At 36.5% G+C, this 12,252-nt stretch carries 9 protein-coding genes; 3 read left to right on the top strand and 6 right to left on the bottom strand.

What is annotated here, in order from left to right; translation table 11 throughout:
* Positions 1 to 106 precede the first annotated feature (106 nt).
* Positions 107 to 1,573, top strand: coding sequence for a dipeptide/tripeptide permease DtpA (gene dtpA, locus M997_RS11450; protein WP_064720254.1), 1,467 nt, complete (start codon positions 107 to 109; stop codon positions 1,571 to 1,573).
* A 148-nt stretch (positions 1,574 to 1,721) separates the two neighbouring features.
* Positions 1,722 to 2,351, top strand: coding sequence for a helix-turn-helix domain-containing protein (locus M997_RS11445; RefSeq protein ID WP_064720253.1), 630 nt, complete (start codon positions 1,722 to 1,724; stop codon positions 2,349 to 2,351).
* A 23-nt stretch (positions 2,352 to 2,374) separates the two neighbouring features.
* Here M997_RS11445 and M997_RS11440 read toward each other — a convergent pair whose 3' ends face one another.
* Positions 2,375 to 3,061 carry an RES family NAD+ phosphorylase gene (locus M997_RS11440; protein ID WP_064720252.1) on the bottom strand — a complete coding sequence of 229 codons (687 nt, stop codon included), beginning with the start codon at positions 3,059 to 3,061 and terminating at the stop codon, positions 2,375 to 2,377.
* 243 nt (positions 3,062 to 3,304) lie between these two features.
* On the bottom strand, positions 3,305 to 4,672 hold the full coding sequence (locus tag M997_RS11435; protein ID WP_064720251.1) for an MFS transporter: 1,368 nt from the start codon (positions 4,670 to 4,672) through the stop codon (positions 3,305 to 3,307).
* Between the two features lie 770 nt (positions 4,673 to 5,442).
* Between M997_RS11435 and M997_RS11430 the strand changes: the two genes are divergently transcribed.
* Complete coding sequence (locus M997_RS11430; protein ID WP_064720250.1) at positions 5,443 to 5,664, top strand: hypothetical protein; 222 nt, start codon at positions 5,443 to 5,445, stop codon at positions 5,662 to 5,664.
* A 541-nt stretch (positions 5,665 to 6,205) separates the two neighbouring features.
* On the opposite strand, the gene mgtE is transcribed toward M997_RS11430, so the two are convergent.
* The 4 genes from mgtE to speG form a co-directional block, all read right to left on the bottom strand.
* On the bottom strand, positions 6,206 to 7,669 hold the full coding sequence (mgtE, locus tag M997_RS11425; RefSeq protein ID WP_064720249.1) for a magnesium transporter: 1,464 nt from the start codon (positions 7,667 to 7,669) through the stop codon (positions 6,206 to 6,208).
* Positions 7,670 to 7,903: 234 nt separating this feature from the next.
* Positions 7,904 to 9,436, bottom strand: coding sequence for an exopolyphosphatase (ppx, locus tag M997_RS11420; protein ID WP_064720248.1), 1,533 nt, complete (start codon positions 9,434 to 9,436; stop codon positions 7,904 to 7,906).
* A gap of 4 nt (positions 9,437 to 9,440) precedes the next feature.
* Positions 9,441 to 11,522, bottom strand: a complete 2,082-nt coding sequence (ppk1, locus tag M997_RS11415) for a polyphosphate kinase 1 (protein ID WP_064720247.1) — start codon at positions 11,520 to 11,522, stop codon at positions 9,441 to 9,443.
* 47 nt (positions 11,523 to 11,569) lie between these two features.
* Positions 11,570 to 12,160, bottom strand: a complete 591-nt coding sequence (gene speG, locus M997_RS11410; RefSeq protein ID WP_064720246.1) for a spermidine N1-acetyltransferase — start codon at positions 12,158 to 12,160, stop codon at positions 11,570 to 11,572.
* Positions 12,161 to 12,252: the final 92 nt, after the last annotated feature.

The following is a 12,252-nucleotide window of genomic DNA, read 5'->3' as shown; positions in this document are numbered from 1 at the left end:
AATCCAGTATGAAATACACCGCGCTTTAACTCTGTCTTAAAATGAAAAGTTTTTTGTAAAAATGAGCCTAAATATAAAGGCGTAATAGAATAACTAGAGGTTTTTAGTGTCAACTGCAAACACACCTGATGATGGACAAAAACCGAGTCTGAATGCATTTAAACAGCCTCGTGCGTTTTACCTCATCTTCTCTATCGAATTATGGGAACGTTTCGGCTATTACGGTCTGCAAGGGATCATGGCCGTATATCTGGTTAAAATGCTGGGAATGGGTGAAGCGGAAGCTATCACTGTTTTTGCTGCATTTACCGCACTGGTTTATGGTTTTGTTGCTATCGGTGGATGGTTAGGGGATAAAGTTCTTGGTACTAAAAGGGTTATTATCCTTGGTGCAATAGTGCTGGCAATAGGTTATGCCATGGTCGCGTTCTCTGATCATGATAAAGATGTTATCTATTGGGGATTAGCAACAATTGCTGTGGGTAATGGTTTATTTAAAGCCAATCCATCATCATTATTAGCAACTTGTTATGAGAAAAACGATCCGCAATTAGACGGTGCATTTACTATGTACTATATGTCTATTAACGTCGGTTCTTTCTTCTCAATGTTAGCAACCCCGTGGTTAGCTGCTAATTACGGTTGGGATGTGGCATTCGCACTCAGTGTAGTGGGTATGCTAATTACACTGGCAAACTTCGTTGTTTGTCGTGGTTGGATTAAAGATAAGGGCTCAAGACCTGACTTTGAACCGCTTAATTATTCAAAATTGCTATTAACGCTGGTGGGTATTGTTGTATTAGTTGCTTTATCTACCTGGTTATTACATAACAATGAAGTTGCGAGCTGGTCTTTAGCGATTATCTCTTTAGGTATCATTCTGATTTTTGCTCGTGAAACCTTTATGATGAAAGGAGCAGCGCGTCGTAAGATGATTGTTGCTTTTTTATTAATGGTTGAAGCTGTTGTGTTCTTTGTGCTTTATGACCAAATGCCAACTTCTTTAAACTTCTTTGCTATTCATAACGTTGAACATTCGCTACTGGGTATCAGTGTTGAACCAGAGCAATTCCAATCACTAAACCCATTCTGGATTATGCTTGCAAGCCCATTATTAGCAGCTATTTATAATTTTATGGGCGATAAATTACCTATGCCTTATAAGTTCACTGTGGGGATGTTTCTCAGTGCAACTGCTTTCCTCGTTTTACCATTAGGTGCGAGTATGGCAAATGAAGCAGGTATCGTTTCTTCATGGTGGTTAGTCGCAAGTTATGGTTTCCAAAGTATTGGTGAACTGATGATCTCGGGCCTTGGATTAGCGATGGTGGCTCAGTTAGTACCACAACGCTTAATGGGCTTTATTATGGGGGCTTGGTTTTTAACCTCAGCAGCAGCAGCGATTATTGCCGGTAAAGTTGCAAGCCTAATGGCTGTACCTGAAGATGTGCAAAGTGCACATGCTTCGTTAGAAATTTATAGCAGTGTATTTTTACAAATTGGTATCGTAACAGGCATTATTGCGATACTGATGCTTATCACTGCACCTATGCTGAGTAAAATGATTCAATAGCATTTTAAATCTTATTTATAAAGCATAGAAATAAAGGGTGCCAATAGGCATCCTTTTTTGTATTTTATTTTCACTCACTGTTCATTTATCACTCTTGTATTTGACACTTTACCTAACATATAATCATGAAAAGATAAGTGAGGTGAAAATGAATCATATAATACACAAGGAAACACATAAGCAGCTATCAATAGAACGTGTAACCATGCTTAAGCGAATAGCAAACTTAACAGAAGAGATAGTCAATCAACTGGTTAAGGATAAATGTTTAACAAATGCATTAAAAATGACAGATAACGAACTGACTAAATTAATGTTTGAGACTCAGCTAGAGCGAACCTGTGCAATTTCGGCAAGAGAAAAACGCAAAATCTCACGTTTAAATGAAGGTGCAATTAAATTTGCAGAGCAACTAAAAGCGTTAGGTGGAACATGTCGAGCAAGTCAAGCGGCTGAAATTTTAGGTGTTAAAAGACAAACCATTAATAACCGATTAAAAGCAAATAAGTTATTGGCAGTAAAAGTTGGAGGAGAATATCGATTACCTATATTCCAGTTTGATGGTAATCGTTTAGTCGATGGACTCGAGGAAATACTCATATTATTAAGTGATTTTAGTTCTACGACTAAAGTTTCATTTTTAACAAGCCTGTATTTCTTTAAAGATGAGAATGATCTCAATGTGATAGATATTTTAAAAAAATATGGTCGTATGAGTGATCAAATGCAGGAAATCTGTCGGCAAGCGAAGCTTTTTGCCCAACAAGAGTCACATTAATAAAAGCTCACTTTGTTGAGCTTTTAATCATCTCCATTGAGAGTAAAGTTGAGGGTTTCTGTAATAATCTCAAGACCTGAAATATCTTTTTCAACCCAGTTTTGAGGAAAATTCTCTTTTTTATTATCGATATATAAATCAACGGAACAGACGGAAACATCTATAAGTGGAGGTATTATTTCTTTTCGAGCCCAGAATGCTGTACATATACCTGCATAATGGCGTGAAGGATAAGCAATACCATCATAATTAAGTGCTGGGGTATTTGCTGCCCAATCAACTATTGTTTGTGTTGTACCATAATTTTTGCCCATCATTTTATCTACTGTAATGTGTAATATTCCTGATAATCTGAGCATATCGATAATTTTCACTTTTCGAGTTGTTGTGAGTGTATATATCTGTGCTTTTTGCAGATCACTTAATCCAATAATAACGGCTTTATTATTTTGATAAATGCGACCTAAAGATTCAGCTATCGCAATAACAGCATAGTCAGCTGTGTAACAAACTCCTGTTCTACCAGAAGGGTCATTATAACGTCCCATTTCTAAGGGATTATTTGGTGTGAAATAATGAATACCTGATGGAGATGATTTCCATTGCCAGCGTTTTTGTTGAAGTTTTTTATAGGTTTTATAAGGAATATAACCTTGTAATTCGAGTTCATTTAATTTTTTATAAAGTGATTTATTATTTTTAGTTACCATCGAACCTCTATATTACTTATGAAGTAAAACATCCATTTGTAATAGAGTAAAGACCTCAAATAAACTTATCAATTATTTGATTTTAAAAATAAAAAAATCAGAATAACTGCATTTAAATGCTTAGAAAAAATAATATTTAGGTATATTTATTTTTTATTAATACATAAAGGTTATAATGTAACAAAAAAATACAGCACCTATAAAGATGCTGTATTGGAAAGGGGACTGTGATAATGAATTATTTTAGTTAATGGCTTTATCGGCTTGTAATGCAACATCTTTCTCATGAGTTGAGGGTTTAACTGCCGTCCAGCCTTTATAAGCTAAAGGTAAGAATGCAACAACAATAGCTAATGCAGAAACCCCCGCAACATAATAAGCACCTGCCATAGCAGTTTTTTCTAACCAAGCGCCCGTTAACATTGGCGTTAAACCACCAAATACGGCGTAAGCCATATTGTAAGCAAAAGACAACCCTGAAAAACGAATAGAAGGTGGAAATGCTCTTGTACTTACAATGGGTGTAGTTGCAATTGCGCCAACAAAAAAGCCCATCAAACCATAGTTAAATGCTAATTGAATGCCTGACATTGTGGTATCTAAACTGCCATAGAAATAAAATGCAGTAGAAATCAATCCACCCCATGATAATGTCATGGAAATACGTGTACCCAATTTATCGCCAATCCATCCCCAGAAGATACAACCTAAAGTTAAGGTTAATGTTGCGACACAGTTAGCCTCTAAAGACGTTGTCCTATCAATTTTGTAAATACCCTCAACAATGACACTTGGTGTCATCAAAATAGTGACAACTATTGCGGTAGATAATGACCATGTTAATGCAGCCGTAATTAAACAGGCTTGTTTATGATTTTTAATAACAGAGACAACAGGCATCTCTTGTGCTAAAGCTTTTTTTGCGGCCATCTCTTTAAAGATAGGCGTTTCTTGCAAAAATCTACGCAAATAAACAGAAATTAAACCGAAAACACCCCCTAAAATAAAGGGGATACGCCATGCAAAATCGTTAACTTCTTGAACGCTATAATTACGTTGAACAATAATTGCCACTATCGAGCCTAATAAAATACCACCAGTAATACCTGATGTTAATGTACCAACACCTAAGCCATAGCGCTGTTTTGGCGTGTGTTCGGCGATAAAGACCCATGCACCGGGCATTTCACCACCAATTGCAGCACCTTGCATTATGCGCATCAATAACAGTAATAATGGCGCCATAACACCAATAGTTTCATAGGTCGGTAATAAGCCAATAATTAAAGTAGGTACTGCCATTAAGAAAATACTTAAGGTAAACATTCGCTTACGACCGATAATATCGCCATAGTGAGCCATAATAATGCCACCCAATGGGCGAGCAAGGTAACCTGCGGCAAAAATACCTAAGGTTTGCATCTGTGCGATAAATGCATTTTCACCAGGAAAGAACAAGTGGCTCAATGTTTTCGTAAAGAACACGAAGATCACGAAATCATAGAACTCCAAAGTTCCCCCAAGTGAGGATAAACCCAACGTTTTATAGTCGCTGCGATTTAATGGTCGTGCCGTAGGTTGACTCAACGGCGGAGTTGATTGTGATGTCATAATAACAACCTATAATAATCATCGTGATAAAATGGTTAATAACAAAGTCACAGATAATTTTCTTTAATTAATAACGAATAAAATAGAACGAAATATAAATAATAGAAGAAAATTATTTATCGGCTATTTATACGAGAAAGAATAATATTGTGATGATGGTTAAAGTTATAACAGGAAGCTCTTAATGATGTAAATAGCTAAAAATAAAATAGTGATTTTAACTAAAAACTATATCCATTATTGATTGTTTAACTGCTATATGAATAAATTCTTATTTTTATCACTTAAATTTAAGGTTTGTTTGGTTTTTTATAAAATATTCTTTAAATATATCATAGACCTTTAAATTAAAATTTTTAAATAAGACTCAATATATATTGAATATATTAATGATAATTTTACTCTTTAATTTAATAGTTAAATAATAAGTTTTAATATTTATTATTTATTGTAAATTAGATGATAACTAGAGAATAGATAAAGTATTTCTTGTGTGGTTGGATAATATGAGCTGTTAATTATCTTATTATTGGAACATTCCACTATATGTTAAATTCAATGTTATTGAAATATTATATCAATAATTTAAAAAATATTGATATTAAATTGCTTTTAATTTTGTTTTTTTGAATCTATTTGTGTATTTTTATGCACTGTGTGATTTTTAAATCTATTATGCGTTAAGAAGAAATAAAATTGAAAATAAAGCGCAAAAAACCAATTATTGATTATAATTACATCAATGAGTCAATCAATATGTCGGAGGGTTTATGGTCTCAATTTCAATGAGCGCTGTTCTCTTAACCGCAATTTCTCTATTTGCAATACTTTCTATCGTCGCATTAGGTGGGAGTTTGGTGTTAAAAGGTATGCTTAATAATATTGAGCAAAGTGATAGCTATTTATTGAGAGCATCGGTAAAAAAAACCTTTATTACATCGCTAGTGGTTGCATTACTGCTAGTTTACTATTACCTCTCTACAACAGCTTAGTTCTTTGCATTATGTACTCGCCAGTGCTATTACAAGAAAGTAATGGCACTGCATTATTAAATATATAATTTCAATTCTTGGATTTTGCTACCCCTTTTAAATTACCAAAATTATCTTATGCTTGGCACATATAGCAGCCATTATCTATCGCCATTGAGCCTTGATAACGTCTTACACCTAATGGCTGAACATGTTTAAGATCATCAGTGAAATCTTCAACTTGCTAATATAAGACAATTCCTTTTTTACCGAAACCTATTTGGTGATCAGCTTGTACCACTTCGATAGTAAAATTATCCAGATGCAATAAAATAAAATTAAAACCAGCTAAATACTCAGTCGTTGCGGTAGGAAAAGGTTGTTGATATGTAAGCTAAACTGTCAAAAATATTAGCAATATGAATAAGGATCACGTTTGGTTTGATAATTATAATATTGAGTTTTTAAGAAAGACTAAGGGCAAAGTCTTTATGATAAGAGAAATAAAAACGCCACTGACTAGGGGATCAAGTGCAGTGGCGTAATTTTAATAAGGATAGTTTTAGACTAAGAACAGTGTTGCTAAGCCTAAGAAGATAAAGAAACCGCCAGTATCAGTAATTGCAGTGATCATAACGCTTGAGCCTATCGCGGGATCTTTACCCATTTTAATCATGATCAATGGAATAAGGACTCCCATTATGGCGGCCATTAATAGGTTAAGTATCATCGCCATTGTCATTACAGCACCCATAGCGGCATCACCATAGAGTAAGAAGGTGACAACACCCATGATGCCCCCCCAAACAATACCGTTGATTAACGCAACGCCGAGCTCTCTTAAAATAAGGAATGAGAAGCTACCAGTTTGAATTTGGTGTAAAGCTAATGCACGAACAATCATCGTGATAGTCTGGTTACCTGTATTACCACCAATACCTGCGACTATCGGCATTAAGGTTGCTAAGGCAACGAGCTGAGAAATAGTATCTTCAAAAACACCGATAACACGAGAGGCAACAAAGGCAGTACATAGGTTGATTGCAAGCCAAGTCCAACGGGTTTTTACTGCTTGTCCTACTGGAGCAAAAACGTCTTCTTCTGGGCTTAAACCCCCCATACGACGAAGATTGGTATCACTCTCTTCATGCATGTTATCAACGATATCTTCAACGGTTAGTCGCCCCATTAAAAGACCGTTGCTATCAACAACTGCGGCTGAAATTAAGTCATAACGTTCGAACGCACCTGCCGCGTCTTCTCCTTTTTCTTCAGGCATAAAACTCACGGTGTCAGTTTTCATTACCTCTGAAACTCGTTTTTCAGGAGATTGCGTTAATATTGTAGTTAAAGGCAATTCACCAAGAAGATGATTAGCGCCGTCGATAACAAAGATTTTATCCGTTGCTTCAGGGATTGAGCCACGTTGACGTAAATAGCGTTGAACTGTTTTTAAAGAAACATTGCCGCGCACAGTCACGAATTCAAAATCCATCATCTGGCCGACGCTGTCTTTTGGATATTGAAGGACTTCTCTAATTCTATTACGCAGACTTGGTTCTAAATAGGTTAGAAGACGACGCATGGTATCGCGGGGTAAATGCTCTGCGATATAAGCTTGTTCGTCGACATGTAATGTCGCAACCGAGCGTAATAGCTCTCGGTCTGTCATATCTTTGATTAAACTGTCCCAAACGGCGACAGAAGCTTCGACTAAAACAGCACCACGCTCATTGTTATCAACTAAGTGCCATAACGCTAGACGTTCATCATAGGGTAAGGCTTCAAGAATATCTGCAATATCTGCCGCGTGTAGATCTTGTAGTAATTCTCTTACTGTAGTGATTTTCTCATGAAGTTCTTGGTGGCTCAGTCTATCATTTTCACTTGCTTCCCCAAGAACGGTTTCAACAAAGTGATCATCTTCGAGAAAGATGGTCAAAATTTGCTGACGCAGGTGAGCCACTTTTTGTGAATACGGATTGATGGCAGCCGCAGTATCATTGTTGATAGCTGGTTGAGACATGTTATTCCTTTTTAATTCTTACGAGGGAGATAACCATTTAAATATTAATTATTCCATTTGAGGATGATTATCGGTTTTCTCCGTATAAAAAATATGAATCTTGAACAATATTGTATTGGTGATGTTCATATTATCGTCACAAATCAAACCTATGTTGTTATGTGATAGTCGTTGTAAGATAAATGCAATAAAAGACGCTCAGGCTAGCGTCTTTTTCTGTATAATATCATATTGTTAAGCAGATTCCTCTTTTATATCTAGTTTCCATCCGGGAACTGACTGCCAATGCTCTTGTTCTTTTTCTAAATCGAGTTCCATCAATGTGTTATCGGAAAGATAATTTGCAGGAAAAAAAAGAGTCCAATGGTTTTCATCAGTGACTAAACGCAGAGATGCTGGTTTTGTCGTCGATTGTCGCTGATTATTAAGTAATGTTGCTAGTCTTAATATTTGCACTAAAGGGAAATATTGTTTCTTTTTATAGAGATTAAACCTTGGTAGCTCATCTAGTTTAATTCCCTTACGGTGATAACGAACCAGCGTTGTTAAAAGTAACTGCTGTTCTTGGTTAAAGCCGGGTAAATCGGTATTGGACAAAATATAAGCAGAATGACGATGTAATCCACTTAAATTAATACTTAAGCCAACCTCATGTAACATAACCGCCCAAACTAAAATTGCTTCTAAATCAGGTTTTGCTAATTTTGGATTTTGTTGTGCCCACTGATCATAAAGCAACTGCATGGTTGTCAATACACGTTTAGCTTGCTCTCTATCTATATTGTAGTGTTCTGCTAGACTTTTTGCGGTACGCTGGCGAATATCTTGGTGACGAAATCGGCCTTCCATTTCATAAAGTACACCTTCGCGTAATGCACCATCAGATAAATGCAGTGCTTTTAAGCCTAATGAATCAAAAATTCCACATAAAATAGCTAAACCTGGTACAAATACATGTTTACGTTCATCAGATAAACCGGGTAGGGCGATATCTTTGAATTTTTTAAAACGCAATACTTGCTTAGTGAGCATAAGTAGGCGCTCTGGGGTGATAACACCGTCTTTTTCACCAAATTCAACCAGAATTTCATGAGCGGCTTTAATTGTGCCGGAAGCACCTAAAGCGACATCCCAACCCGTCATTTTATATTGCCATGCAATTTTTTTCATTTTTCGTGCTGCTTTTTCGCGTGCTTTGCGAAATGCAGACTCACTAATTTTTTGTTCAGGAAAAAATTGACGGCTAAAACTGACACAACCCATACGTTGGCTTTCGATTAGAATAGGTTCAAAATTTTCACCAATCACTAATTCGGTAGAACCTCCGCCGATATCAATAACGAGTTTGCGCCCTTTTTCTGATTGAGTGTGTTCAACGCCCATAAAAATAAGTCGAGCTTCTTCATGACCCGAAATAATTTCAATAGGATAGGGCATAACTTCTTTAGCGCGTTGAAGAAATTCTTTCGCGTTAGTGGCAACACGTAGTGTATGTGTACCCACAACAGTGACATTTTCAGCAGGAAATCCTTGTAATCTTTCAGCAAAAAGAGAAAGTGCAGAAAGACCACGTAGCATCGCTTCTTCGCTTAATTCATTGTCATCGTTAAGACCATCTGCAAGATATACACGTTGTTTTAAACGGCTTAATACTTGTAATGCACCGTTAACGACACGGGCAATAATCATATGAAAGCTATTAGAACCCAGGTCAATAGCCGCAATTTCCAACGGGCGTGGTGAAGAGTCTTCTTGTGATAAAGGCATATGATTACGCTCGTGATTCAGGTTGTTCTAACGATTTAATATATTCATAGACAGCTAATTGGGCTCGAATTTTACGTTTATTTCCACGAGGAACATAGTCATTTGTTAAGTCTTTATCAATATAACGCGCTTTTACGGTGTCATTAAATTGAATATCGAGAATATCTAGAACGCGTTGTTTTAGCTGAGGATCAAGTAACGCCACAGCAACCTCGATACGATAATCTAGATTTCGTGTCATCCAATCAGCCGATGAAAGATAAATTTTCTCATCCCCTTTGTTGGTAAAAACATAGACACGATCATGCTCTAAAAAGCGGTCAACAATGCTAGTAACCTGAATATTCTCACTAAAGCCTTGTTGATTAGGAACTAAAGAGCACATTCCGCGCACCAATAAACGAACTTTAACCCCCGCTTCAGAGGCATCATAAAGGCGATTCACTAGTTCTTCATCGACTAAATTATTTACTTTTAGAGTAATCCCCGCCGGATGACCCGCTTGAGCACTATGAATTTCATTAGTAATTAATTGGTTAAGCAAAGTGCGTGAATTTTGAGGAGATACCATTAGGTGCTCAAAACTGACGGGGCGATAAGGGTTTTCAATAAAATTAAATACTCGACGCACTTCATTAGTAATTTCTGGATTAGTAGTGAGTAACGAATAGTCAGTATAAAGACGGGCTGTTTTTTCGTTAAAATTTCCTGTGCCAATATGGGCATAACGCACTATTTCACCTTCTTCTAAGCGCGAGATAATAAATAATTTTGCGTGGATTTTTAAACCTGGTGCAGAGAAAATAACATGTACACCTGCTTCTGTGAGTCGTTTGGCCCAATGAATATTTGCAGCTTCATCAAAACGTGCTTGTAATTCAACCACCACACTCACTCGTTTTCCATTGTGCGCAGCGTGGATCATTGAATCAATAATACGAGAGTCTTTAGCAACACGATAAATATTGATTTTTATAGAGATAACACTCGGGTCAAAAGAGGCTTGGCGGAGTAACTCCAGCACATGTTCAAAGGTATGATAAGGATAATAGAGCAAGACATCGCGCTCGCGAATGGCATCAAAACCATTGCGGAAATTATCAAACCAGACATGGCGTAAGCGCGGAATTTGTTTATTTAATAAAAATTTACTTCCCTCATTTGGAAAATTAATAAAATCTTTAAAGTTATGGTAACGACCACCAGCAATAACGGAGTCATTATTTGATAAACCTAATTTGCTACGCAGTAATGCCACCATTTCGTCAGGCATATCACGCTGATAAACAAAGCGCACAGGTTCCGCAGTAAGACGCTGTTTTAGTGTTGATGACATCATTTCAAGTAAACTTGATTCCATTTCCGTGGCTAAATCGTATTCTGCATCACGAGTCATTTTCATGGAATAAGCATTTAAAGAATCATAATTAAAAAAGCCTTTAAATACTTCATCAAGGCAATAACGCAAAATATTATCCAACAAAATCATTGATTTCTTTTTACTACGGCCTTGATCTGTTGGCAAAATCACAAAGCGAGGCACTTTATCTGAAGGAATTTCTAACAAGGCATAATTGATATTTTGACCTTGTACAATTTCGACAGCTAAATAAGTATAATCATCTTTAAGAAACTCAACTAAATTCGTTTCAGGATTAATTAAAATAGGAGTGATATGTTTTCTTAAATTTTGTCGGAAATATTGGCGTAACCAAATTTGTTGATTAGGCGATATTTGACGTTCGTTAATTAAAAATATTTGATTTCGAGCCATTTCAAGTAGCAGATCATTATATAAAGCATCAAATTCTTGATCAGCCTTAGCTACTTTTGATTGTATTTTTTTTATGAGATGGCGGGCATGGCTAGAGCCAGAGCGTGAACCTCGTTCTTCGTTGATAAGAATACGGCGTTTTACATCAGCAAAACGCACTTTATAAAACTCATCAAGATTATTTGAATAGATCCCCAGAAACCTGACTCTTTCAATTAACGGGTTTCGTTTATCAGCTGCTTCTTGTAATACGCGTTCATTAAACGCTAACCAACTGATTTCTTTGTCAATATAGAGTCGTTCCTGGGACATCTGAACTCCAACACGGGTTAAAGTAAAATCATAATATCTGAATTTTATCAGACATGCTGCTTTATTGTCGCGCCTGGTTTAACGAAGCTTTCAGGCTTGGTTTCTTTTGCTTTTTGTTCAAAATAGGGGGCTTGGAATGTGCACATTCTAATCGCAGAGCGATAGGAACCATTGACAAAAAACTCATCTATCAAATCACCTTCTTTTTTAAAGCCAAGTTTTTCATAAATATGAATCGCTTTGGCATTCTCTTTATCAACGATTAAATAGAGTTTGTATAAATTAAGTACAGAAAAAGCATAATCCATCGCAAGTTTTGCTGCACGAGCGGCATAACCATGCCCTTGGTGTGCTGGTGCGATAATAATTTGGAATTCGGCACGACGATGAACATAATCAATTTCAACAAGCTCAACTAAGCCGACTTTAGTGCCTTCACTTTCAGCAATAAAGCGTCGTTCGCTTTGGTCATGAATATGTTTTCCGTAGAGATCGCAAAGCTCGATAAAAGCTTCGTAGGGTTCTTCAAACCAGTAGCGCATAACGCTAGCATTATTATCGAGTTGATGAACAAATGGGAGGTCTTCTCGTTCAAGAGGACGTAATTTTATAGGTGGAACTTTCTTACCACCGGACATAAGCACCTCGGTGAATGCATTAAATTAAACAAAAAAAGAGTGACATAAAAAAAGTCACGCGGGCTACAGTGTAGCACAAAGTGACTTTTTAC

The sequence above is a fragment of the Proteus hauseri ATCC 700826 genome (assembly GCF_001654965.1).
GTDB classification, from domain to species: Bacteria; Pseudomonadota; Gammaproteobacteria; order Enterobacterales; family Enterobacteriaceae; genus Proteus; species Proteus hauseri.
Note: the sequence above shows the minus strand (reverse complement) of the source record. Positions and strands in the feature narration are given on the sequence as shown.

Bases quoted from the DNA above. Each gene is read 5' to 3' on its own strand.
- M997_RS11445 (WP_064720253.1), top strand. From the start codon at position 1,722: ATGAATCATATAATACACAAGGAAACACATAAGCAGCTATCAATAGAA.
- M997_RS11440 (WP_064720252.1), bottom strand. From the start codon at position 3,061: ATGGTAACTAAAAATAATAAATCACTTTATAAAAAATTAAATGAACTC.
- M997_RS11435 (WP_064720251.1), bottom strand. From the start codon at position 4,672: ATGACATCACAATCAACTCCGCCGTTGAGTCAACCTACGGCACGACCA.
- M997_RS11430 (WP_064720250.1), top strand. From the start codon at position 5,443: ATGGTCTCAATTTCAATGAGCGCTGTTCTCTTAACCGCAATTTCTCTA.
- mgtE (WP_064720249.1), bottom strand. From the start codon at position 7,669: ATGTCTCAACCAGCTATCAACAATGATACTGCGGCTGCCATCAATCCG.
- ppx (WP_064720248.1), bottom strand. From the start codon at position 9,436: ATGCCTTTATCACAAGAAGACTCTTCACCACGCCCGTTGGAAATTGCG.
- ppk1 (WP_064720247.1), bottom strand. From the start codon at position 11,522: ATGTCCCAGGAACGACTCTATATTGACAAAGAAATCAGTTGGTTAGCG.
- speG (WP_064720246.1), bottom strand. From the start codon at position 12,160: ATGTCCGGTGGTAAGAAAGTTCCACCTATAAAATTACGTCCTCTTGAA.